This window comes from Curtobacterium aurantiacum (genome assembly GCF_018598555.1).
Lineage (GTDB): Bacteria > Actinomycetota > Actinomycetes > Actinomycetales > Microbacteriaceae > Curtobacterium > Curtobacterium aurantiacum.
The window spans coordinates 16,075-39,015 of record NZ_JAHEWN010000021.1; the positions used below are offsets into that span (position 1 = coordinate 16,075).

Genomic DNA, 22,941 nt, shown 5'->3' on the forward strand with positions numbered 1-22,941 from the left:
GAGATGTTTGTTTTTCCAATCGCTTTGGTCCTTGACTGTCCTCGTGCCGCTCGGCACCCGTGCTCCACCTCCCCGAAGTCCCTCGCACAAGGAGACACCGCATGTCCAAGCCCCGTCGCTGGGCGCTCCTCACCGGAGCTGCGATCGCCGTGAGCGCGCTGCTCGCCGGCTGTTCCGGAGGCGGCAACGCCTCGCAGGGATCGACCGACGAGATCGACTACGCGCTCCCCGCCAACTTCACGCCGAACTGGATCCTGCCGATCGGCACCGCCGCGCACCTCAACACGAACAACGGCTCCATCGCCCAGTCGCTGTACGAACCGCTGGTCGCGTACGACGGCTCCACCGGCAAGATCGCGTGGAACAAGGCCGGCTCCGTCGCCACCGACGCGAAGTTCGCGGACGACGGCAAGAGCGTCACCGTGACGCTCGGCGACCGGCACTGGTCCGACGGCGAGGCGATCACGAGCCGCGACGTCGAGTTCTGGTTCAACCTGATCAAGGCGAACAAGGACCAGTGGGGCTCGTACTCCAAGGGCAAGGCACCGGACAACTGGACGTCGTTCAAGGCCGTCGACGACACGCACTTCACCATCACGTTCGACAAGGCCTACAACTCGGACTGGATGCTCGCCAACCAGCTGAGCCACATCATCCCGCTGCCCCAGCACGCCTGGGACAAGACCAGCGCCACCGCGAAGGTGACCGACGCCGACGAGACCACCGCCGGCGCGAAGCAGGTGTGGAAGTACCTCAACACCGCCGCCGGCAAGATCTCCGATTACGCCACCGACGACCTGTGGAAGACCATCTCCGGTCCCTACGGCGTCAAGGCCTTCACCACCGCCGGCAAGGTCACCCTGACGGCGAACGAGAAGTACGACGGTGGTGAGAAGCCGTCGATCACGACGGTGAACCTGCTGCCCTTCACCACGGCCGACGCCGAGGTGAACGCGGTGCGCTCCGGCGAGGTCGACTACGGCTACATCAACGCCACCGACATGGACCAGGAATCGGCGTTCACGGCGAAGGGCTACGAGGTCGAGCCGTGGACCGGCTGGGCGATCACGTACATGCCGTACAACTTCAACAACCCTGACATGGGTGCCGTCTTCAAGCAGCTGTACGCCCGTCAGGCCGTCCAGATGTCGATCGACCAGACGTCGCTGTCGAAGGTCGTCTTCAACGGCACCGCCACCTCGACGTACGGTCCGGTGCCGCAGGCACAGGAGTCCGACTACGTCTCCGACGTGCAGAAGTCGAACCCCTACCCGTTCAGCACCTCGAAGGCCAAGGACCTGCTGACCAGCCACGGCTGGGAGGAGCAGGGCGGCACGATGGTCTGCACCGACCCGGGCACGTCCGCCAGCCAGTGCGGCGAGGGGGTCGAGGAGGGCACGAAGTTCTCGATGCAGGTGCTGTCGCAGTCCGGTTCGACCGTGACCGACAACATGATGAGCGCGATCCAGTCCTCGCTCGAGAAGACCGGCATCGACTTCACCATCAAGACCGCACCGGTGTCGAGCGTGCTGTCGCAGACCCCGACCTGCACCTCGGACGAGGCCAGCTGCGACTGGGACCTGTCGTTCTTCGGCACCGCGGGCAGCTGGTACTTCCCGGCCTACCCGACCGGTGAGTCGCTGTTCCAGACCGGCGGTTCCGCGAACTTCGGCAGCTACTCCAACAAGGAGGTCGACTCCCTGATCGACGCGACCACCACCTCGACCGACGCCACCGCCGTGCAGGACTACAGCGCAGCGGTCGCGAAGGACCTGCCGGTGATCTGGCTGCCGAGCCCCGACTACCAGATCTCGGTCGTCAAGAAGGGCCTGTCCGGGTTCGACCAGGACTCGCTCGCCAACTTCCACCCGGCCCAGTGGAAGTGGACCAAGTAGGAAACCGACCCTGGAGGCGCGGTGCGCGTCCGACGCGCACCGCGCCTCCTCCCCGGCTCACGTCTTCAATCCGACCATCGGAAGCCGCATGACCACAGCTCTCTTCCTCACCAGGCGCGTCCTGCAGGCGCTCGCGGTGATCCTCATCGTCACCGTCGTGGTGTTCTGCCTGCTGCACGCGCTGCCCGGCGGCCCCGCCCGCGGCGTGCTCGGTGTCTCCGCGACGCCCACGCAGATCGCCCAGTTCAACCAGGCGCAGGGGCTCGACCAGCCGCTGCCCGTGCAGTACCTGCGGTTCCTCGGTCGCCTGCTCACCGGCGACCTCGGCACCTCGTACACGCTGAACGAGCCGGTCTCGCAGCTCATCGCCGAGCGCCTGCCGAAGACCCTCGTGCTCACCGGCATCTCCGCGGTGCTCGGACTCGTCGTCGCGATCCCGGTCGGCATGCTCCAGGCGGCCCGCCGCAACGGTGCGGTCGACTACGCCGCCACCGCCCTGGCCTTCGTCTTCTACTCGACGCCCGCGTTCTTCCTGGGCCTCGTCCTGATCATCGTGTTCAGCCAGCAGCTGCCGTGGCTGCCGTCCCAGGCGCCGAGCGGCAACACGTTGACCGAGGTGTTCCAGGACCCGGCCGGACTCGTGCTGCCCGTGGTGACCGGAGCCCTCGCGATGATCGCGGTGTTCAGTCGGTACATGCGCGCCTCGACGCTCGAGAACCTGCAGGAGGACTACGTCCGCACCGCCCGTGCCGGCGGCGCCTCGACCGCGACGATCCTGCGGCGGCACGTGTTCCGCAACTCGCTGACCCCGGTCGTGGCGATGCTCGGGTACTACCTTCCGGTGCTGTTCGGCGGCGCCCTGGTGACCGAGCAACTGTTCAACTACCCCGGCATGGGGCTGCTGTTCTGGAACGCCGCGCAGTCGTCCGACTACCCGACGCTGCTCGGCTGCGTGCTCGTCATCTCCATCGCGACCGTCATCGGCACCCTGCTCGCCGACGTCGCACAGTCCTTGATCGATCCCCGAGTGAAGGCGAGCCGCGCATGACCGCCCCGTCAGTCATCGATGCTGCGTCCACCCATGACGTGAAGGCGAGCCGCGCATGACCGCCGTCCAGATGGCCCCCGAAGCCCCGGGCGCCCCCGTCACCGTCGCGGCCACCGGGTTCCGGCTCGCCGCCCGCCGGTTCCGGAGCAACACCCTCGCCGTGATCGGCCTCGCCCTGATCGTCGTCATCGTGCTGTTCTGCTTCGTCGGCCCGCTCCTGTACCCGACCGACCAGACCCACACGCTGCTCGAGCAGGCCAACCAGGGCCCGAGTGCCGCGCACTGGCTCGGCACCGACGCCGTCGGCCACGACGTCCTCGGCCGCCTGATGTACGGCGGCAAGGTCTCCCTGATGGTGGGCATCGCCGCCGGGGTCCTGGCCACCGTCGTCGGCACGCTGTGGGGCTCCGTCGCCGGGTACGTCGGTGGCTGGGTCGACGCCCTGATGATGCGCATCGTCGACGCCGGCATCGCGATCCCGGCCCTGTTCATCCTGCTCGTCATCTCGGCGATCACGAACCCCGGTGTCGGCGGCCTCATCGTCATCCTCGGCCTGGTGTCGTGGCTCGTGCCGTCCCGTCTGATCCGCGCCGAGACCCTGACGCTCAAGAACCGCGACTACGTCCTCACCCTGCGCGCGATCGGTGGCTCGCACGCCCGCGCCATCGGCAAGCACCTGCTGCCGAACTCGGTGTCGACGATCGTCGTCGCGGCGACGTTCCAGGTCGCCGACGCGATCCTCCTGGTCGCCTACGTCTCGTACCTCGGGCTCGGCGTGCAGCCGCCCGCGACGGACTGGGGCGGCATGCTCTCGGCGGGACTCACCGCCGCCTACTCCGGACGCTGGTGGCTCATCGTGCCGCCGGGTCTGGCCGTGATCCTGGTCGTCTGCGCGTTCAACGCGGTGGGCGACGGGCTGCGGGACGCCTTCGACGTACGGGGCCGCTGATGACCACCGAACCGATCCTCGCGACGACCGACCTCGGCGTCTCCTTCAGCACCGAGTCCGGCACCGTCGACGCCGTCCGGGGCGTGTCCCTGTCGGTCGCCCCCGGCGAGACCCTCGCGCTCGTCGGCGAGTCCGGCTCCGGCAAGTCCACCGTCGCGCTCGCCGCGATGGGCCTGCTCTCCGGCAACGCGACGGCCTCGGGCAGCGCCGTCGTCGCCGGGCACGAGGTCGTCGGGGCACCCGAACCCGCGCTCCGGGCCCTGCGCGGCTCGACCGTCTCGATGGTCTTCCAGGAGCCCGCGACCGCCCTCGACCCGCTCACCCGTGTCGGCGCCCAGATCGCCGAGGTGATCCGGAACCACCGCGACGTCTCCGCGTCCGCCGCCGCGGCCGAGGCCGTCGACCTGCTCCGCCGGGTCGGCATCCCCGACCCCGAGTCGCGCACCCGGTCGTTCCCGTTCCAGCTGTCGGGCGGGCAGCGCCAGCGCGTGGTCATCGCGATGGCGATCGCGAACGCGCCGAAGCTGCTCATCGCGGACGAGCCGACCACCGCACTCGACGTGACCGTGCAGGCCGAGATCCTCGAGCTCCTCCGCGCGCTCGCCGTCGAGACCGGCACCGGCGTGCTGCTCGTCACGCACAACATGGGGGTCGTCGCGGACTTCGCCGACCGGGTCGCCGTGATGCTCCAGGGCGAGATCGTCGAGACCGGCGGCGTCGAGGACGTCCTGCTCCGCCCCGAGCACGAGTACACCAAGCGGCTGCTCGCCGCGGTGCCGCGGCTCGAGACGCCGGCGTCGTCATCCGACGCCGCCGAGTCGGCGAGACGCCTCCAGATCCGGGGGCGTGATGCGGAGACGCCGGCGTCTTCCGAACTGGGTACGTCGGGTGCGGCGGACGGGAGGCCCGGTGCGGCCCCGGTGGTCGACCTGCGGGACGTCTCGGTGACGTTCGGACGCGGGGCGCGCGCGGTCCACGCACTCGCGGGCATCGACATCACGGTGCACGCCGGCGAGACCGTCGGCCTGGTCGGCGAGTCCGGTTCCGGCAAGTCGACGGCGGCCCGGGTCGCGCTCGGGCTCATCACGCCGACGTCCGGCACGGTGTCGCTGTTCGGGCAGGACCTCCGGACGGCCAAGGGCCGTGACCGACGTGCCCTCCGGTCCGGCATCGGCGTGGTGCTGCAGGACCCGGTGGCGTCCCTCGACGCCCGGATGTCCGTGGCCGAGTGCATCGCGGAACCCCTCGCCGTGCACCGTCGCGGGATGTCCTCGGCCGACCGCCGTCGTCGCATCGACGAGGTGCTCGACGCCGTCCGGTTGCCGCGGACCCTGGCGTCCCGCGCTCCCCTGGAGCTCTCCGGCGGGCAGCGCCAGCGCGTCTCGCTCGCCCGTGCACTCGTGCTCGAGCCGCGGTTGCTCGTCGCCGACGAACCGACGTCGGCGCTCGACGTCTCCGTGCAGGAGACCGTGCTCGAGGTGCTCGGCGAGCTGCAGGACGACCTGGGGTTCGCGTGCCTGTTCGTGTCGCACGACCTGGCCGTGGTGCAGCACTTCGCCGAGCGCGTCGTGGTGATGCGCCAGGGCGTCGTCGAGGAGCAGGGCACCACCGGCACGACGCTGCTGCACCCCACCACCGACTACACCAGGCGCCTGCTGGCCGCGGTGCCGGTGCCCGACCCGGTGCTGCAACGACAGCGTCGGACCGAGCGCCTCGCATCGCTCGCGGCGGTGACCGCGTGACCCGGGTCCTGGCCGGGGTCGACATCGGGGGCACGAACACGAAGGTCGTCCTGACCACGCCCGACCTCGAGGTCATCGACCGCCTCGACCTGCCGACGCCCGCCCACGCGGGCGGGGCGGCGATCGTGACGGCCGCACTCGGGGCGGTGACGGGTCTGCTCGAGACGCACCGGGCCTCCCTTGCGGGTGTCGGGGTGGGCGCGGCCGGCGTGGTCGACCGGACCACGGGGACCGTCCTGGTCACCGGCAACTCGTTCACCGGCTGGGCCGGGTACGGGGTGACGCGCGCGGTCACCGACGCGCTCGGCGTGCCCGCGACCCTCGACAACGACGTGAACGCGTTCCTCCTCGGCGAGGTCGCCACGGGCGCGGTCGTGGGGGAGTCCGACGTGCTCGGGATGACCCTCGGCACCGGCGTCGGCGGTGCGCTCGTGCTCGACGGACGACTCTTCGCCGGCCCGAGGGGCGCCGCGGGCGAGATCGGCCACGTCCCCGGCTTCGGTGACGCCCGGTGCACCTGCGGGCAGATCGGACACCTGGAGACCATCGCCGGCGCGCGCGGCATCGCCGAGCGCTACGCGGAACGTTCCGGGCGGATGCTCTCGGCGCGGGACGTCGCCGTGGCAGCACGCGGTGGAGACGCCGACGCCGCCGCCGTCTTCGCCACCGCCGGGTGGGGACTGGCCCGCGCTGCGCTGCTGACCGCGGGGATCCTCGACGTCACCACCGTCCTGATCGGCGGCGGGATCGCGCGGTCCTGGGACCTGCTCGAACCCGCCATCACGGCGGCCATCGACGCGGAACCGCCCGTCAGCGGGGCGACGATCCGGCTCGCGCAGTCGACGCTCGGGTCCGACGCCGTGGCACTCGGCGCCGCTGCGCAGGTGCGAGCCCGGGTGCTCGAGCCGGAGACCGCGTAGCGGGGGAGCGCCGGGTCAGGGCACCCAGACGACGACGCCGCGCAGGTCGTGGAGCACGGCGGCGAGCCCGGCGCGCAGACCGCGAGCCGCGCGGTCCTCGGTGAAGGTCTCGGGGTCGTAGTGGCTCGACGGACCGAGGCCCTCGCCGCGGAACCCGCCGCCCGTCCAGTCCGCCGCCGTGACGTTCGACGTCGGTTCCGCGATCTCGGCACCGACGACCAGGAACTGCTGGTGGAGCGCGGTCGGCGAGACGGCCGCGAGCGGGTCGACCATGTGGTTGCCGACGGTGATGACCAGGTCGGGCTCCGCGTCGACCGCGCGGAGGACCGCGGCGATCCGGTCGTCGGCGTCCTTCGCCGAGACCGGGGTGACGGTGACGTCCTCGTCCGCGGCCCACGACTCGACGGCCTCGAGCAGGTTCCGGGTCGGGGTGTCGGCGGCGTCGGCTGCGTCGGAGAGGAGCACGACCTCGTAGTCCGACGGGGCGTGGACGCCCGACCACGAACCGGGTTCCGGGTGGATCGTGGCCTCGGGCGCCGGCGGCTGGTCCGGGTCGGAGAACCCGGTGCCCAGGACGCCGGCCGAGGCGTGCGCCGACGCGGTCGCCGTCGGGCCGGTGGTGCCGACGGACGCCGCGGAGCACCCGGCCAGCAGGGTCGCACCGGCGCCGACGAGGGCGACGGTGGTCAACAGGACGGTCGTCCGGGTGGCGAGGCGGGTCACGGGGTCTCCTGGGGCGAGCGGGGGCGGCACACGGCCGCGACGATCGGGACCATGGAAGCACGCCCGAGGGCCGCTCCGGGCCGGTCGGGGGACCTGTCCAACACCCGTCCCGTTGCCGGTCACCGGTTGTTCACCTGCCGGTCGCCTGCGAGCCGGATCGTCTGCGCGTGCCCTCCGGAACCACCGCCGCGCTCCTGCGCGCCCGCCCTGCCCGCTCCTCCCTCCTGTTCGCGTTCGTCGCACGGGCCGTCGCCGCCCTCGCGCTGTTCGCGGTGGTCGTGATCGGCGTGCTGGCGGGAGCGTCGCCGGCGTCCGCGCACGGCTTCAGCTCGGTCGTCTACGCGGACGTCACCTCGACCGAGCCGACCACCGTGCAGGCGAAGCTCGGGCTCGAGTACGACCTGATGCTCGTCTCCGTCGCGACGAGTGAGGACGACGACGCGCTGCACGAGCAGGGACAGAAGGCCTGGGACGACGGTGACTTCCCCGGCATGGTCTCGGCTGCCGAAGCGCACACCGACGCGATCGGGAAGTACGTCTTCGACCGGTTCACGGTGACCGGCGCCGGCGGACAGGCCTGCACGGGCACGCTCGACGACACCGTCACGGTCGACATGCAGGACGAGGTGCCCTACGCCCAGGTGACCGCGGACTTCACCTGCCCGGAACCGTCGGAGACGCAGTCCGGACACGTGGTGTCGTCGGAGCTGTTCCCCGACGACGAGACCTTCGTGCGCGACACGAAGACGATCGTCACGTACGACGTCGACGACCGGGAGGGGTCGGCCACCCTCGATGCCTCGCAGCGGTCGTTCTCCACCGAGCAGTCGGCGGGCGAGCGCTTCTGGGAGTTCTTCCGCCTCGGCGCCGAGCACCTGCTGTTCGGGATCGACCACATCCTGTTCCTCGTCGCGCTCATCGCCGGGTCCCGGCGCCTGCGCGAGGTCGTGTACACCGCGTCCGCCTTCACGATCGCGCACTCGATCACGTTCATCCTCGCCGCACTCGGGGTCGTGAGCCCGCCGGCGATCGTCGTCGAGCCGCTCATCGCGCTGTCGATCGCCGCGGTCGCCGGCTGGTACCTGTGGCGGCTGTGGCGCCGTCGGTCGCGGGCGGACGAACTGGTCGTCGCCGAGCACGGGCACTTCTCGCTCGACCGGGCCGGCTGGACCCGCCTGGCCGTCGTCTTCGCCTTCGGACTCATCCACGGGCTCGGGTTCGCCGGGGCGCTCGGCATCCACGAGGCGTTCTCGTGGCAGCTGCTCGTGTCGCTGCTCATCTTCAACGTCGGCATCGAGGCCGTGCAGCTCGCGATCATCGTCATCGTGTTCCCGCCGCTCTCCCTGCTGCGGCGGAAGGCACACCGGGTGTCGCTCTGGGTGACGGGAGCGGTGACCGCCGGGGTGTTCGTGATGGGGATGATCTGGTTCGTGGAACGGATAGCCGCGGGCTGACGATCCCCGCGTGCCAGCTGACAACCGGCGTTCGTGCCTGAACAGCGACGAGTTGTCACTCAGCGTTTACCAAGAAGTTTTGCAGTGCATGCAGAGTCTCCCGTGCTGCACCATCCCACGTCTGAGAAACGGACCCACATGAGTCTCCTGTCCGGCGCCCCTACCCGGCGCAGAACCACCACCCTCCGCGTCTGCGGAGCCGTCCTCGGGGCCGCGCTCATCGCCGGTGCCTCGATGGTCGGCACGAGCGCCGCCACCGCGGCGACGAACACCCCCACCACGAACATCTCGACCGGTGGCCCGATCCACATCCTGCTCGGCGTCGGCGCGACCGAGAGCCAGCGCATCGCCTCGTGGTACTTCCCCACGAACGTCGCGCAGTCGCTCGAGATCCAGAAGACCGCGTCGATGACCGACGGCGTCTTCACGGACGCCAAGAAGACGATCGCCGCGTCGAAGGCCGCGAACACCGCCGCCGACACGAGCACGACCGACTCGAACACCCGGAACATCGAGGGCATCGCCGCCGAGTCGGGCTACATCAACGCGCACGCGACGATCTCGGACCTCGAGCCGAACACGTCGTACACGTACCACGTCGGCGCGGCGGACGGCTCGGCCTGGTCCGCGTCGTACACCTTCACCACGAAGAGCTTCTCCGGCGACTTCGACTTCCTGTTCTTCGGTGACCCGCAGATCGGGTCGTCGGGCTTCACCGACGACGACGGTGCGGGCTGGGCCGACACGCTGAAGTACGCCACGTCGACCGAGCCGGACGCCGAACTCCTGGTCTCCGGTGGCGACCAGGTCGAGCACGCCAACAACGAGTACGAGTGGGGTGCCTTCGCCGACAGCAGCGACGTGCTCAAGCGCTACCCCTGGGCCTCGACGATCGGCAACCACGACGTGGGCGGCAAGGCCTACGAGCAGCACAACCAGGTGCCGAACTCCCTCAAGGTGCCGGACTTCTACCCGGGCGGCAACTCCACCGCGAACTCGGGTGGCGACTACTGGTACATGTACAAGGGCGTCCTGTTCATCGACATCAACTCGAACGCCTACTCGGCCGGTTCGGACGGGGCCCACGTGAACTACGTGCGCGACGTCATCAACCGCCACGGCGACGACGCGAAGTGGACCACGCTGGTCTACCACCACTCGATCTACTCGCCCGCCGACCACGCGAACGACCGTGACAACCAGCAGCGCCGGTTCGACTTCACGCGTTCGTTCTCGGACATGGGTGTCGACCTCGTCCTGCAGGGCCACGACCACTCCTACTCGCGCAGCTACGCGATCAAGAACGGCAAGAAGGCCAACGTCAACGAGCAGCCCGCTGCTCCCGAGGTCTTCTCCGGCCCCGGCGGCGTCATCTACATGACGGCGAACTCGGCCTCCGGCTCGAAGTACTACGACCTCACCACCCCGGACGCCACCCAGGGCTACGGCGCGGACCCGCTCGACCCCACCGGTCAGCGTCACTTCGCCAACTCGGTCGAGAACCAGGAGCACGTCCGCACCTTCGTGAAGGTGTCGGTCACCGACGACAAGCTCGCCGTCGAGAACATCCGCGCCAGCGACTGCACCACGCTCAACTCGGCCGTGCAGCACGGCAAGGTCGACACCTGCGGCGTGACCCTCCAGCCGACGGCCACGGCCGACCCGGCCGCGATCGGTTCGACGGTCGACAAGTTCGACCTGCACGCCACGCTGCCGACGACCACCACCACGCTCACCGCGTCGGCCGCCGAGCAGACCTACCGCACCGCGAAGCCGGCCAAGGTCACCGCGACCATCGCCGGTGGCATCGGCACCCAGCAGGGCACGGTGACGTTCAAGGACGGCAGCAAGGTCCTCGGCACCGCCCCGGTGAAGGACGGCGCGGCCAGCATGACGCTGCCGAGCACGCTCGCCATCGGCAAGCACGCGGTCACGGCCTCCTTCGTCAACGCGGACCCGGTCTACTCGGGGACGAACTCGAAGACGGCGAAGGCCATGACGGTCACCGTCGAGAAGGCCCCGTCGCGCACCGCCATCAAGTACAGCGGTGGCAAGGCGACCGTCCAGGTGAAGGCCACCGGCTTCAGCGTCGACGGCACCGCCCGGATCTACCAGGGCTCGAAGCGCCTCGCCACCGTCACGGTGGAGGACGGCGTGGTCACCTCGAAGCTCCCGCTGAAGAAGGGCACGCACACCCTGCACGCCGTCTTCGCCGGGACCTCGGAGCTCACCACGAGCACCAGCCCGACCGTCACGGTCGTCATCAAGTAGCACCCGGCACCAGCAAGGGCCCCGCGATCTCGATCGCGGGGCCCTTCGCCGTGGTGCGGGGGTGGACGTCTGGCCAACCCGAGGACAGACGCCGCACCGGCTGACGGGAGACCCGAACTCCCTCCCGGCCGTCGCTGGTGCGAGCGACCGGTCAACCTGTGCTGAGCATGCGCCTGCCGCCCCCGTTCTGCCTGCGAACCAGGCCGTTTGCCAGGCTTTGACCGGATGTGCAGACATTCCTAGGTTCTGGCTGTGGAGAAGCGCATACTTCGAGTCTCCGAGAATGCGCGCTCGTCGCCGACGTCACCCCGCCTCTCCTTGCAGGAAGCGGTCGGACCATGCAGGCTCGCCATCCCAGACGCAGTTCCCTCCTGGTCGTGTCCGCGGCTGCCGTCGCCGCACTGATCACCCTCGGGACCGGGGGCGGAGCATCCGCCGCCACGGTCATCGACGGTCCGGTCAACCTCGGCACGGCGTCGACCTACGGCGTCCTCGGCGCGAGCGCGGTCACGAACACCGGCCCCTCCGTGGTCAACGGTGACCTCGGCGTCTCGCCCGGGACCTCCATCACCGGCTTCGGTGGCGCACCGAACGGCGTCGTGAACGGCACGGTCCACCAGACCGACGCCGCCGCAGCACAGGCGCAGCGCGACACCACCACGGCGTACAACGTCGCGGCGTCGCTCTCCCCGACCCAGACCGGACTGACCGAGCTCAACGGCCTCTCGCTCTCTCCCGGCGTGTACTCCGGCGGCGCCCTCGCGCTCGCGAACAACGGCGCGCTGACCCTCGCCGGCAGTGCCGACTCCGTGTGGGTGTTCCAGGCGGCGTCGACCCTGACCATCGGGTCCGCCAGCCAGATCCTCATCACCGGCGGTGCCAGCTCGTGCAACGTCTTCTGGCAGGTCGGCAGCTCCGCCACCGTCGGCACCGGCGCACAGTTCCAGGGCACCGTCCTGGCGCAGCAGTCCGTGACCGCCACCACCGGCGCGACCGTGCAGGGTCGACTGCTGGCCCGCACCGGCGCGGTCACCCTCGACACCAACACGATCACCGCCTCGGCCGGCTGCCCCGCACCGGGCACCCCGTCGGAGTCGCCGACCATCACCTCGGGCAACCCGGCCGACGGCACCGTGGACGTGCCCTACTCGTCCACCGTCACCGCGACCGGCACCCCGAACCCGACCTTCACCGCCACGGGCCTGCCCGACGGCCTGACGATCGACAGCACCACGGGCGTCATCTCCGGTACCCCGACCACCCCGGGCACGTCCACCGTGACGATCACCGCGTCGAACGGCACCAGCCCGGACGACACCCAGACGGTGACCATCACGGTCCGCGCCCCGGCACCGGTGCCCACCGCGACACCCACCCCGACGGCACCCGCAGTGGTGCCCACCGACACCCCGAGCGGCCCCGTAGGCGCCGGCGGTGGCGGTAGCGGTAGCGGTGGAACCGACCAGCCCACCGGCCAGCTCGCGTTCACCGGTTCGGACCCGACCGTCCCGCTGAGCATCGCCGCCGCGCTGCTCGCAGCAGGTGCCACGCTCCTGGTCCTGCTCCGTCGTCGCCGCACCGCCGGCCGCATCTGACCCACCCGTACGATCGACGGCCCCGCGACCCTGGTCGCGGGGCCGTCTGCGTGCCGTCACCGGCCTTGCGGTCGGCCCACGTGCCCGAACGCCCGTGAACACGCCAACGGACTGCGGCTTCGACGACGTGCCACGCGCCTCCCGGCTCGTCGAGGACCAACGCCCGTCGTCGCACCCGTGAGGACCCTCAGGGACTGAGCGTCCACGTCATCCTCCAGGGTGATCCGTGGCGAGCGGCGCGCTCCCTACTGTTGGCGACGGAGCGTGCGGTGGCGCATGCCCACCGCACCAGGGGAGATCCGACGTGAACCGTTCGCCGAGACGCCGTTCCACCATCGCGCTGCAGATCGCGTGTTCGACACTCATCGCCGGGGCGCTCGCCGTCTCCGGCACGATCGCGGCACTGCCCGCGACCGCAGCACCGGGCAACGGGTCGACCCCCGCGACGGGGACGACCACGATCACGACGCCGGGCACGCCGATCGCGCAGGGCGACGACTGGACGGTCACGCCGGCCGACGGTGGGTACACGGTCGTCCTGACCCTCGCCGAGCCCCTGCCGATCCGGGCGGCGGCACCGGTCCTGCTCGTCGACGGCACGGACATCGGTGTCGCGCAGACCAGCCTCGACCAGCGACAGCTGACGGTCACGACGACCGACCCCACGGTCGCCGACGCCCGCAGCGTCGAACTCGGATGGACTGGCGAGACGGACCTGCAGGGCAACCGCCAGGCGGCGACCGCGCCGCAGACGGCGGTGCCGCGCGAGGCCCCGGCACCCCTGACCGACGATCCGGCATCCACGGGCCAGTACGCCGTGACCCGCGCCGACTACGACCTCGGCAACGAGGCCGAGACGATCAAGGGCTTCGGTCGCAAGGGCGAGATGCGTGCCGCGGTCTTCGTGCCGAAGGACGCCCCGGGCAAGCGTCCGGTCGTGGTGTTCCTGCACGGCCGCCACGAGGCCTGCTACGGCGGTACCTCCAACCCGAAGGCGTGGCCGTGTGGGAAGGGTCAGACCGACATCCCGAGCTACCTCGGCTACAACGCCGCGGCGACCGCCCTCGCGAGCCACGGCAACGTCGTCGTGTCGATCTCCGCGAACGCGATCAACGCCCTCGACGGCAGCTACTCAGACGACGGTGGAGCCGTGGCCCGAGGGCAGCTCGTCCTCGACCACCTCAGCCTGCTCCAGCGCGCCGACGCCGGACAGGAGCCCCGGCTCTCGCCGCTGCTCACGGGCAAGCTCGACCTGCAGCACGTCGGACTCATGGGGCACTCGCGCGGCGGTGACGGCGTGGTCCGAGCGGCCCTGCTCAACATGCAGCGCACCAGCCCCTTCGGCATCCGTGCGGTCCTGCCCCTGGCGCCGACCGACTTCGGTCGGATGACCCTGCCGGACACGAACACCGCCGTGGTCCTGCCGTACTGCGACGGCGACGTGTCCGACCTGCAGGGCCAGCACTTCTACGACGACTCCCGCACCGCCTTCGGGGACGACGTGCTGCGCTCCTCGGTCCTGGTGATGGGTGCGAACCACAACTTCTTCAACACGACGTGGACCCCGGGCAAGTACGCGAAGGCGTCGTCGGACGACTGGTACGACGAGTCCGACGCCGTCTGCGGCGCCAGGGGGAAGCGGACCACTCGACTGTCGTCCGACCAGCAGTACGCCGTCGGCACGAGCCTGATCAGCGGCTTCTTCCGGCTGACCCTGGACGGTGAGCAGCAGTTCCTGCCGATGTTCGACGGCACGAACCGCCAGCCGGCCGCCCTGGGCTCGGCCGACGTCCGGGTGACCGCCTCGCAGCCCGGCGCGAGCCGACGCGACCTCGCCCTGTTCGCCTCGGCGGACCCGGCGATCACCACCACCGGCGCCCTGACGGCGACGACCTGCGCGAGCACCGACGGCCTGCCCGCGAAGCAGAGCCTTCCGGCGTGCGTCTCGATCTCGTCCAACGCCCCGGACTACACGCCGGCGTACCTGGCGTCCTCGGTGCCGGCCACCCCGGCCCTGCACGTCTCGCCGACGGCTGCGGCGACGGGCGGTCAGGTGCACGTCCCGGTGGCCCCGGCAGCCGGTGGCTTCACCGGGTTCCAGGCACTGTCGCTCCGCCTCACCCCGGACGACACGGCGACGACGAACGCCGACGTCTCGATCACCCTCCGCGACGCGACCGGCGCCGTGGCGACCCGACGCGTGTCCGACACCAGCCGTGCCGGACAGCTGCTCCCCGGCACCCGCATGGCCCCGCGCAAGACGATCCTGCAGCAGGCGCGCATCCCGCTCGACGCGTTCGCCGGCATCGACCTGGCGTCCGTGCGCGAGGTCACGATCGACGTCCCGCAGAAGAACGGCGGGGTCCTGCTGAGCGACCTGTCGCTCGTGCCCGCCGCGACCCTCGGCACCCCGGTGGTCACGAACCGTCCCACCGCCCGCATCGCCGACCGGTTCGTGGACGAGGGCCGCACCCGCACGGTGGTCCGGGCAGCGGTCGTGCTCTCCCGGCCGGCCGAACAGGCCACGACGGTGTACTTCGACCTCGACCAGGCCTACGACAACCGCATCCGTCCGGCGATGCAGCCCGTCACGTTCCAGCCCGGTGAGGTCTGCCGCGCGGTCGCCGTCTCGGTGAACGGTGACCGCACCCCGTCGTTCTCGCGGACGTCGGACTACGCGATGACGCTCAGCAACACCCAGGGCGGTTCGGTGATCGGCGACTCGATCGGCACGATGCGCATCCGCGAGGACGACGGCGTGCGCAGCGTGAACGGCCGTGCTTCGACTCCCGCTCCGGCAGTCGGCACCCCGGGGGACGCGTGCGCCGAGGCCCAGGCGACCCGCACGAGCATCGCGGTGACGCCGACGAGCGCTCGGAAGGGTGCCAAGGTCGCGATCTCGGCGACGGGGTTCCGCGCCGGCGAGTCGGTCACCGTCAGCATCGACGGCGGTCGGGCCACCCGCACGACGGCAGGTGCCGACGGCAAGGTCCGCCTGAAGATCACGAAGGCCGTGGCGGCGCTGGCACCCGGCTCGCACGTGGTGCACGCCCGGGGCTACGGCTCCGACCAGCGGGCCCGGGGCACCTTCACGACGACGAAGTAGCCGCGGGTCAGGAGGTCCCGTTCGTCGCGAGGTCTGCGAGCGGGACCTCGTCGCGGGCCACGGCGGCGGCGACCTGGCTCAGGGAGCGCTGGTTGGCACGGGCGTAGCGACGGATCATGCCGAAGGCCTCCTCGACGTCGACCCCGGCTGCGCGTGCGAGGTACCCCTTGGCCTGCTCGATGGTGACCCGGCTGTCGAGCGCGCGCTGCAGCTGCTCCGCGGTGAGGGTCGCGTGCTCGAGGGTCCGCTGCTGCAACAGGCTGATGGTCGCGACGTCGGCGAGGGCCTGGGCGGCTCGGGCATCGGCGCCGTTCAGCGCCCCCTCCGTCTCGCGGAACAGGTTCAACGACCCGACGGTGGTGTCCCGCAGCCGGAGCGGGATGGCGTGGACGCCCGCGTAACCGCGCGCCCGGGACGCCTCGGCGAACCGTGGCCAGTGCTGCCGCAGGTCGTCGGCGCTCTCCGACGTCACCAGCCGGCCGGTGGTGACGGCGGTGATGCACGGCCCCTCGCCGGCGTTGAGCTGGAGCAGTCCGATGAAGCTGCTCCGCTCGCTGGTCGACGCGACGACCCGCAGTTCGTCCTGCTTGTCGAGCAGGTGGATGGCACCCGCGGCGGCGTCGAACAGCTCGACGGCCCGGTCGACCAGCGTCTGCAGGACGTCGACCACGTCGTAGTCGGCGACGAGGCTGTCGGTGAGGGTCACGAACGTCTCGACCAGTCGTGCTTCGCGTACCTCGGTCATGTGGGGAACGGTCCTTCCGTCGAGCAGGCGGGACAACCGTAGCCGAGCAGCGGACACGCGGACCTGTAGCTTGCACCCAGGAGCGCGGCGGCTCTAGCGTTGGAGCAGCAGCCCCAGACCCCGGCCGCCGGAACGTTCTTCCATTCCGTTGACGACCAGGGAATCCATGACCACGCAGCACGCCGGTACCAGCCCACAGCGACAGACCAGTTCCACCCCCCTCGCCGGCGGCTACCGGAAGACCGGTTCCCCAGCCGGACCGCGGACCGGCGGCACCTCGTCGTACTCCGCGCTGCTCGCGCAGGTGAAGGAAGCCGGCCTGCTGCGCCGCCGTCGGGGGTTCTACTGGGCACTGTTCTCGGCGCTCATCGTCGCGACGGCGGCGTGCTGGGTCGCGTTCGCGTTCCTGGGTGACTCGTGGTTCCAGCTGATCGTGGCGGGTGCGCTGGGCGTGCTGTTCACGCAGTTCGCGTTCCTGTCGCACGAAGCCGCGCACCGTCAGGTGTTCGAGTCCCAGAAGTGGAACGACCGTGCGGGCCGCTGGCTCGGCACGTTCCTGGTGGGGCTCAGCTACTCGTGGTGGATGAACAAGCACACCCGTCACCACGGCAACCCGAACACGGTCGGCAAGGACCCCGACATCGCCCCGGACGCGATCCGGTTCCTGCCGGAGGACGCCGCCGCCGTGAAGAACGGGCCGCTCCGGCTGTTCGTGCAGTACCAGGGCTGGTTGTTCTTCCCGTTGCTCACGCTCGAGGGCATCAACCTGCACCGCGCTGCCGTCATGTCGGTGCTCCGCGGGACGGGCGGCCGCAGCGACGTCCGGGGGCGGGTCCTCGAGGGCATCCTGCTGGTGGCGCGGTTCGCGATCTACCTGACGGTGGTGTTCTGGTTCCTGCCGTTCGGGATGGCGTGTGCGTTCCTCGGGGTGCAGCTGGCCGTGTTCGGCGTGATGATGGGTGCCTCGTTCGCCCTGAACCACAAGGGCATGCCGACCATCGCCCACGATGCGAAGGTCGACTTCTTCTCCCGCCAGGTGCGCACGTCGCGCAACATCCGTGGCGGCTGGTGGGTGTCGTTCCTGATGGGTGGGCTGAACTACCAGGTCGAGCACCACCTGTTCCCGTCGATGCCGCGTCCGGCGCTGAAGCAGGCCCGGCTGCTCGTGCGTGACCACTGCGACACCCTCGACGTGCCGTACACCGAGACCACGCTGCTGCGTTCCTACGGCATCGTCGTCCGGTACCTCAACCGCGTCGGCCTCGCCGCCCGCGACCCCTTCGTCTGCCCCATGGTGACCGAGCTCCGGATCCACTGACACGCGCCGCCCGCCCGACCCCGCACGCACCACACCCACCGAAGGAACCACCACAGTGAAGACCGTCATCGTCCTCGTCGTCCTCTGGGCAGTCCTGTCCATCGTCGGCTTCGCCCTGCAGGGCCTGCTCTGGCTCGGCATCATCGGCATCGTCCTGCTGCTCGGCACGATCGTCTTCGGCGCCGTCCGCCGCAGCGGCAACAAGGCCCGCAACGCCGGCCGGACCAACTAGTCCGCCACTGGCGAAGCGCACCACCAGCAGGAATCCCCGTACCGACCGCATGCTGACGCCCCCGAACGAACCCGGCCAGCTGCGAGCTGCGGTGGTCGTGAACCCGACCAAGATCGACCAGGCCCGTCTCCGTGCAGTGCTCGGCGCCGAGGAGCGTGCACACGGCTGGGCCGAGTCGCTCTGGTTCGAGACGAGCGCCGACGACGACGGACGTGCCGCGGCCCGGGCCGCCCGTGACTCGTCCCCGGCGGTGGTGCTCGTGGCCGGCGGGGACGGCACGCTCCGGGTCGTCGCCGAGGAGCTCCGCGGCACCGGCACGCCGGTGGCGCTCGTCCCCAGCGGCACCGGGAACCTGTTCGCACGGAACCTCGGGCTGCCCCTCGGCGACCTGGTGCGCTCGGTCCGAGCGGGCTTCACCGGCACCGACCGTCCGATCGACGTCGGGCTCGCCGACCTCACCGATGCATCGGGTGCCACCACGTCCCACGCGTTCCTCGTGATGACGGGCATCGGGCTCGACGCCAGCATGGCGGCCGACACCAACGCCTGGGTGAAGAAGCGGTTCGGGTGGGTCGCCTACTCCGACCCCATCGCCCGCTCGATCATCGGCAACCGTCAGATCCCGGTGCACTACCGGATCGACCAGGGGGCACTGCGCGACATGAGCGCGCACACGATCATCGTCGGGAACTGCGGCACCCTCACCGCCGGCGTCCTGTTGCTCCCCGCCGCGGAACCGGACGACGGCCTGCTCGACGCGGTGGCGTTCCGGCCCGCCGGATGGTTCGGGTGGACCAAGGTGGGGTACGCCCTCACCCTGAACCGGTTCTACTCGCGCACCGGGTTGGGGCGACTCCTGGCGCGGGTGCTGCCGACGTCGCGTGCGCTCCGCTACACCCGCGCGCGCACCCTGCACCTGACCGTCGACACCCCGGAGCGTGTGCAGCTCGACGGCGACGCCTTCGGCGAGGTGACCGCGGTGACCCTGACCACCGACCACCACGGCCTCACGCTGCGCACCCCGTCCGACGGACGAGAGCGACACGAGGGACGCAGTCGGCGGGGTCGGCGCGACCGCCCGGGCCAGCGACCCGGGGTCGTCTCCTAGGCGGTCGTCCCGAGATCGGCACCGTGCCGCACGACGTCCTCGGCCATCGCCCGCATCCCGCGGCCGGCCCCGTGCGCGGCGCGTCGCAGGATCTGGAAGGCCTCGTCGATCTGGATGCCGCGCCGGTAGGAGAGCGCCCCCTTCGCCTGCTCGACGAGCACCCGCGCCTCGATCGCGTCGTCGATCTGTTCCTGGAACGTGCGGGTCTGGCTGCCGTTCCGCTGCCGCACCAGGGCGGCGGACGCGGCGTCGGCGAGCAGTTGGATCAGGACGACGTCACCGTCGTCGTGCCCGTCGGTGTGCTCCGCGAAGAGGCAGAGGCATCCGATCACGTTGCCCCGCAGTCGGACCGGCTCGGCGAACGTGCCGCGGAGGCCCCGCTCGCGCATGGTCTCGGAGAATGTCGGCCACGCGGACTCGCGGGTCGCCACGTCCGGGACGTCGATCGTCTTCCCCGTCTGGAAGCAGTCCAGACACGATCCCTCGCTCGTGCCGAGCTGCGCCTCTTCCGCGTCGCTGGTGCGCTCGCTCGTCGAGGCGATCACGTGCAGGGTCCCGGACGGATCGCCGAGGACGATCCCCGCCTCCGTCGCCGAGGTGAACTCGACGCACGCCGCGACCACTCGGTCCATCGCATCGAGGACCTCGAGTTGTGGCTCCAGGACGCCGTGCAGGCCCGCGGACATCCGCTCGAAGCGGTCCTCACCTCGATGTGCCTCGGTCGTGGTCATGGCCCGAACCTACGACCAGACAGATGGCGCAGTTCTCAGCCAGGAAGCGCCACAGTGTCCACGGTCGCCGGTTCGTGCGCGTCGGCGACTCGTTGCCGGGTCTCCCTCGGCGTCTCGCCGTACCGCTCACGGTAGGCGGCGCTGAACCGGCCCTGGTTCGTGAAGCACCAGCGCGCGGCGATCTCCCCGATCGACGTCGACTGGTCGGTCAGCAGTTCGGCGTGGGCGCCGGCGAGCCGCGCATCGCGGACGTACCGCAGCGGGCTCGTCCCGAGCGAGCGCTGGAAGACCAGCTGCAGGGCGCGTGGCGAGACCCCGGCAGCCGCCGCGATCTCGTCGGCGGCGAGCGGACGGCGCAGGTTCGCCCGGATGTACGCCACGGCTCGACGGACCGTTCGGGGATGCTGCGAGTCACCGTGGTCGGGCCGGAGCTCCTGCGGAACGAGCTCCGCGGCCGCTTCGAGGTACTCCGAGGCGGCGACGCGAGCGGCATCGGTGCCACCGACCGGGTGGGCGAGGATGAACTCGACGTGCGATGACACGTGCGCCCAGTACTGGACGAGTACGGCGCGAGCGTCGGGGAGAGACGTGAGAAGGGAGATGGGATCGGCCTCTGCGCACCATGGGGAGGAGGTGCCGCAAGATGCGTGGGAGACGGTACCGGGCAACTGAGTTGCCCGCAGAGTGTACCCCGGCCGGCTGCGAGCGAGCGGTGCATGTGTCCGTCGAAGTGCGGACTGGTGCGACCCCTGGACAGGGGGTCAGGATGACGCATCAGTTGCACAGAGCAACTGGCAGGTGCTTCACCGACAGAGGAGTCGTCATGAAGAAGTCCATCGCAGCCGCGTTCGCCGCGGTCGCCGTCATCACCGCCGGCGTGTTCGCCGCTTCGCCCGCGTCCGCGCTGCCCGTCAGCACGAAGGTCGTCGGCGGCGAGAAGGCCCCCACCACCTCGTGGGCGGTGCAGCTCGAAGCCTCCGGCGGGAGCATCCCCTCCGGCTACGTCAGCACCTGCACCGGCGAGCAGCTCAACGCCTCGTGGATCCTCACCGCCCGGCACTGCATCGACGGCATCGGTGCGATGAACGTCTACCACTCGAACTCCACCGTCAACCGCGGCACGGCCGTCGCCGTCGACCGCGTCAGCGCCTCGCCGGCGGGTGACATCGCGCTCGTGCACCTGCGGACCGCCTACTCGCTGTCCACCTACGCACCCCTCGACCTCACCGCGACCGCCAAGTCGAGCGGCACCGGCACCATCCAGGGCTACGGCCTGCGCGCCAACGCGACCCGGTCCGACGGCCTCTACCAGGCCACCGTCTCGCTCACCGGCGCGAGCACCGACGCCTTCGGCGGTCGTGCCCAGCACCTCACCGGCGTGACCGGTGCCTCGAACCACGGCGACTCGGGCGGCCCGCTGCTCGTCAACGGCAAGGTCGTCGCCGTCTGCTCCACCGGCGACAGCGCCGACCCCGGCGCGAACACCAGGGCCGGCTCGAACTACGCCCTGCTGTCGCAGGCCTCGTCCTGGATCCGGACCACGGCCGGCGTCTGAACCACCTGACGGACTGGAGGCGCGGGGCCAGCTGGCACCGCGCCTCCAGTCCGTCCCACCCGTCTCCAGGGCGTTGCTCGCCTGTTCGGCGTCCGTCACCCACCAGCTGAGCGCCCGTGCGGGCGCTGCGACGACAGTGGGGCCATGAGCCAGTACGAGAAGCGCGATCCGAACACCCTCTACCCGGCACCGCCGTACCCGAAGCAGGAGCAGTCGCTGCCCGGTGCCGCGTGGAAGATGGACCCGAAGCCCGACCACGGCGAGGAGAGCTACACAGGGCTCGGACGCCTGAAGGGGTACCGCGGCATCGTCACCGGTGCCGACTCCGGCATCGGCCGTGCCGCCGCCATCGCCCTGTCGCGTGAAGGCGCGGACCTGGTGCTGTCGTACCTGCCGGACGAGCAGGATGACGCCGAACAGGTCCGCGACCTGCTCGAGTCCGAAGGTCGTCGGGCCGTGCTGTTCCCCGGGGACATCTCCGACGAGCAGTACTGCCAGGACCTGGTGCAGAAGGGCGTCGACGAGTTCGGCGGCCTCGACACCCTGGTCATGGTCGCGGGCCGAATGGAGAGCAACGAGGACATCCTCACGCTCGACACCTCGATGTTCGACTCCACCTTCAAGACCAACATCTACTCGCTGTTCTGGCTGACCAAGGCCGCGGTGCCGCACCTCGAGCCCGGGTCGACCATCGTGACCACCGGTTCGATCCAGGCGTCGACGCCCTCGCCGGACAAGATCGACTACGCCGTGTCGAAGGGCGCGATCAAGCTCTTCACCGAGGCCGTCGCGCAGCAGCTCGCGCCGAAGGGCATCCGTGTGAACTCCGTCGCGCCGGGGCCGGTGTGGACGCCGCTGCAGCCGGGTTCCGACGACGCCGAGACGGTGTCGCACTTCGGTGAGAGCTCGCCGTTCGGCCGTCCCGGACAGCCCGCGGAGCTCGGTGCCGCCTACGTGCACCTGGTCAGCCCGGAGTCGAGCTACCAGTCGGGGTCGACGATCACGATCGCGGGCGGGACGCCGGCGTTCTGATCGCCGGTTCTTGCGTTCTGGCGTTCTGGCGTTCGAGGAAGGGGACCACGTGTCCGGAGTGACGCACACCGTGCTGGTCGAGTGGGACGGGGAGGACCGGTCGTCCCAGGGGTCGGCCCTGTCGCGAGAGCACCTGCCGCGGATCGAGGGGGTCGATTCGGTGCAGTCCGGCACGAGCGTGAGCACCGAGGGGTTGGAGGGCGGGTTCCACTGGATGCTCGTGGTCCGGTTCCGCGATCGTGCGGCGCTCGCCGGGTACCTGCCGCACCCGGAGCACCGGCCGGTGGCCGAGTTCATCGGCGGGGCGAGCGCGCGGGTCGTCGTGTTCGACGTCGAGGACGCCGACTGACCGCCGGGGCCGAATCCGGCACCGCGGACTGCTCGGGCGTCTAGGAACGGACCTGAGGTCGCCGAGGTCGCCGCCTGGCTGCTCAGCGATCGCGCGTCGATGGTCACCGGGGCGATCGTTCCCGTGGACGGTGGTGCCGGAGCCTGACGCCGAACGCTCCGGGTCCGC

At 70.7% G+C, this 22,941-nt stretch carries 19 protein-coding genes and 1 pseudogene; 16 read left to right on the forward strand and 4 right to left on the reverse strand.

All coding sequences use genetic code 11. The features are described 5' to 3' along the window. The first annotated feature begins 101 nt into the window (after window positions 1–101). The 5 genes from KK087_RS15220 (at window position 102) to KK087_RS15240 (ending at window position 6,554) form a co-directional block, all read left to right on the forward strand. Window positions 102–1,895, forward strand: a complete 1,794-nt coding sequence (locus tag KK087_RS15220) for a peptide ABC transporter substrate-binding protein (RefSeq protein ID WP_214566418.1) — start codon at window positions 102–104, stop codon at window positions 1,893–1,895. 88 nt (window positions 1,896–1,983) lie between these two features. Next, window positions 1,984–2,943 (forward strand): ABC transporter permease, encoded by a 960-nt coding sequence (locus tag KK087_RS15225; RefSeq protein WP_214544164.1) that lies wholly within the window; start codon window positions 1,984–1,986, stop codon window positions 2,941–2,943. Between the two features lie 55 nt (window positions 2,944–2,998). Then, window positions 2,999–3,892, forward strand: a complete 894-nt coding sequence (locus tag KK087_RS15230) for an ABC transporter permease (protein ID WP_214566420.1) — start codon at window positions 2,999–3,001, stop codon at window positions 3,890–3,892. Continuing rightward, entirely contained in the window at window positions 3,892–5,634 is a 1,743-nt protein-coding gene (locus KK087_RS15235; RefSeq protein ID WP_214566422.1) for a dipeptide ABC transporter ATP-binding protein, read from the forward strand. Before KK087_RS15230 ends, KK087_RS15235 begins: the two co-directional genes overlap by 1 nt. After that, window positions 5,631–6,554 carry an ROK family protein gene (locus KK087_RS15240; protein ID WP_214530546.1) on the forward strand — a complete coding sequence of 308 codons (924 nt, stop codon included), beginning with the start codon at window positions 5,631–5,633 and terminating at the stop codon, window positions 6,552–6,554. The genes KK087_RS15235 and KK087_RS15240 overlap by 4 nt, the downstream gene beginning before the upstream one ends. A gap of 15 nt (window positions 6,555–6,569) precedes the next feature. Here the strand turns inward: KK087_RS15240 and KK087_RS15245 are convergent, their stop codons facing one another. After that, a complete protein-coding gene (locus KK087_RS15245; protein ID WP_214566424.1) occupies window positions 6,570–7,277 on the reverse strand; it encodes a type 1 periplasmic-binding domain-containing protein in 708 nt (235 codons plus the stop codon). Window positions 7,278–7,444: 167 nt separating this feature from the next. On the opposite strand from KK087_RS15245, the gene KK087_RS15250 reads away from it, so the two are divergent. The 4 genes from KK087_RS15250 to KK087_RS15265 all read left to right on the forward strand — a co-directional run bounded on the left by KK087_RS15250 (window position 7,445) and on the right by KK087_RS15265 (window position 15,703). Then, entirely contained in the window at window positions 7,445–8,731 is a 1,287-nt protein-coding gene (locus KK087_RS15250) for a HupE/UreJ family protein (protein WP_214566426.1), read from the forward strand. 138 nt (window positions 8,732–8,869) lie between these two features. Next, the gene (locus tag KK087_RS15255; RefSeq protein ID WP_214566428.1) at window positions 8,870–11,002 is read left to right on the forward strand and encodes an Ig-like domain repeat protein; all 2,133 of its coding nucleotides are present in this window, start codon (window positions 8,870–8,872) and stop codon (window positions 11,000–11,002) included. A gap of 377 nt (window positions 11,003–11,379) precedes the next feature. Next, on the forward strand, window positions 11,380–12,597 hold the full coding sequence (locus KK087_RS15260) for an ice-binding family protein (protein ID WP_214566430.1): 1,218 nt from the start codon (window positions 11,380–11,382) through the stop codon (window positions 12,595–12,597). Window positions 12,598–12,901: 304 nt separating this feature from the next. Continuing rightward, entirely contained in the window at window positions 12,902–15,703 is a 2,802-nt protein-coding gene (locus KK087_RS15265) for an alpha/beta hydrolase (protein ID WP_214566432.1), read from the forward strand. Window positions 15,704–15,710: 7 nt separating this feature from the next. Here the strand turns inward: KK087_RS15265 and KK087_RS15270 are convergent, their stop codons facing one another. Further along, on the reverse strand, window positions 15,711–16,448 hold the full coding sequence (locus KK087_RS15270; protein ID WP_214566434.1) for a GAF and ANTAR domain-containing protein: 738 nt from the start codon (window positions 16,446–16,448) through the stop codon (window positions 15,711–15,713). 166 nt (window positions 16,449–16,614) lie between these two features. On the opposite strand from KK087_RS15270, the gene KK087_RS15275 reads away from it, so the two are divergent. Genes KK087_RS15275 through KK087_RS15285 form a run of 3 tightly spaced genes read left to right on the forward strand, consistent with a single transcriptional unit; the run spans window position 16,615 to window position 19,106 of the window. Next, complete coding sequence (locus KK087_RS15275; RefSeq protein WP_214566436.1) at window positions 16,615–17,766, forward strand: fatty acid desaturase family protein; 1,152 nt, start codon at window positions 16,615–16,617, stop codon at window positions 17,764–17,766. 55 nt (window positions 17,767–17,821) lie between these two features. Next, window positions 17,822–17,998, forward strand: a complete 177-nt coding sequence (locus KK087_RS15280) for a hypothetical protein (RefSeq protein WP_181243008.1) — start codon at window positions 17,822–17,824, stop codon at window positions 17,996–17,998. A 49-nt stretch (window positions 17,999–18,047) separates the two neighbouring features. Next, entirely contained in the window at window positions 18,048–19,106 is a 1,059-nt protein-coding gene (locus tag KK087_RS15285; protein WP_214566437.1) for a diacylglycerol/lipid kinase family protein, read from the forward strand. Here KK087_RS15285 and KK087_RS15290 read toward each other — a convergent pair. Continuing rightward, window positions 19,103–19,837: a GAF and ANTAR domain-containing protein gene (locus tag KK087_RS15290; protein ID WP_214566438.1), complete on the reverse strand. Its 735-nt coding sequence runs from the start codon at window positions 19,835–19,837 to the stop codon at window positions 19,103–19,105. The genes KK087_RS15285 and KK087_RS15290 overlap by 4 nt on opposite strands. A gap of 35 nt (window positions 19,838–19,872) precedes the next feature. Continuing rightward, on the reverse strand, window positions 19,873–20,379 hold the full coding sequence (locus KK087_RS15295) for a helix-turn-helix domain-containing protein (protein WP_214566439.1): 507 nt from the start codon (window positions 20,377–20,379) through the stop codon (window positions 19,873–19,875). A gap of 281 nt (window positions 20,380–20,660) precedes the next feature. Here KK087_RS15295 and KK087_RS15300 point away from each other — a divergent pair, with 281 nt between their 5' ends. From KK087_RS15300 to KK087_RS15315, 4 genes and pseudogenes are all read left to right on the forward strand, one after another. Then, window positions 20,661–21,392, forward strand: a complete 732-nt coding sequence (locus KK087_RS15300; RefSeq protein ID WP_214566440.1) for a S1 family peptidase — start codon at window positions 20,661–20,663, stop codon at window positions 21,390–21,392. A gap of 144 nt (window positions 21,393–21,536) precedes the next feature. Continuing rightward, window positions 21,537–22,424 carry an SDR family oxidoreductase gene (locus KK087_RS15305; RefSeq protein ID WP_214566442.1) on the forward strand — a complete coding sequence of 296 codons (888 nt, stop codon included), beginning with the start codon at window positions 21,537–21,539 and terminating at the stop codon, window positions 22,422–22,424. Window positions 22,425–22,473: 49 nt separating this feature from the next. Next, a complete protein-coding gene (locus KK087_RS15310) occupies window positions 22,474–22,773 on the forward strand; it encodes a Dabb family protein (protein WP_214566443.1) in 300 nt (99 codons plus the stop codon). Window positions 22,774–22,836: 63 nt separating this feature from the next. Beyond that, a pseudogene (locus KK087_RS15315) lies at window positions 22,837–22,920 on the forward strand (beta-ketoacyl-ACP reductase); the annotation flags it as partial. Between the last annotated feature and the right edge of the window lie 21 nt (window positions 22,921–22,941).

Excerpts from the sequence above, each read along its gene's own strand:
- KK087_RS15220 (WP_214566418.1), top strand. The coding sequence starts at position 102 with ATGTCCAAGCCCCGTCGCTGGGCGCTCCTCACCGGAGCTGCGATCGCC.
- KK087_RS15225 (WP_214544164.1), top strand. The coding sequence starts at position 1,984 with ATGACCACAGCTCTCTTCCTCACCAGGCGCGTCCTGCAGGCGCTCGCG.
- KK087_RS15230 (WP_214566420.1), top strand. The coding sequence starts at position 2,999 with ATGACCGCCGTCCAGATGGCCCCCGAAGCCCCGGGCGCCCCCGTCACC.
- KK087_RS15235 (WP_214566422.1), top strand. The coding sequence starts at position 3,892 with ATGACCACCGAACCGATCCTCGCGACGACCGACCTCGGCGTCTCCTTC.
- KK087_RS15255 (WP_214566428.1), top strand. The coding sequence starts at position 8,870 with ATGAGTCTCCTGTCCGGCGCCCCTACCCGGCGCAGAACCACCACCCTC.
- KK087_RS15270 (WP_214566434.1), bottom strand. The coding sequence starts at position 16,448 with ATGACCGAGGTACGCGAAGCACGACTGGTCGAGACGTTCGTGACCCTC.
- KK087_RS15275 (WP_214566436.1), top strand. The coding sequence starts at position 16,615 with ATGACCACGCAGCACGCCGGTACCAGCCCACAGCGACAGACCAGTTCC.
- KK087_RS15285 (WP_214566437.1), top strand. The coding sequence starts at position 18,048 with ATGCTGACGCCCCCGAACGAACCCGGCCAGCTGCGAGCTGCGGTGGTC.
- KK087_RS15290 (WP_214566438.1), bottom strand. The coding sequence starts at position 19,837 with ATGACCACGACCGAGGCACATCGAGGTGAGGACCGCTTCGAGCGGATG.
- KK087_RS15300 (WP_214566440.1), top strand. The coding sequence starts at position 20,661 with ATGAAGAAGTCCATCGCAGCCGCGTTCGCCGCGGTCGCCGTCATCACC.
- KK087_RS15305 (WP_214566442.1), top strand. The coding sequence starts at position 21,537 with ATGAGCCAGTACGAGAAGCGCGATCCGAACACCCTCTACCCGGCACCG.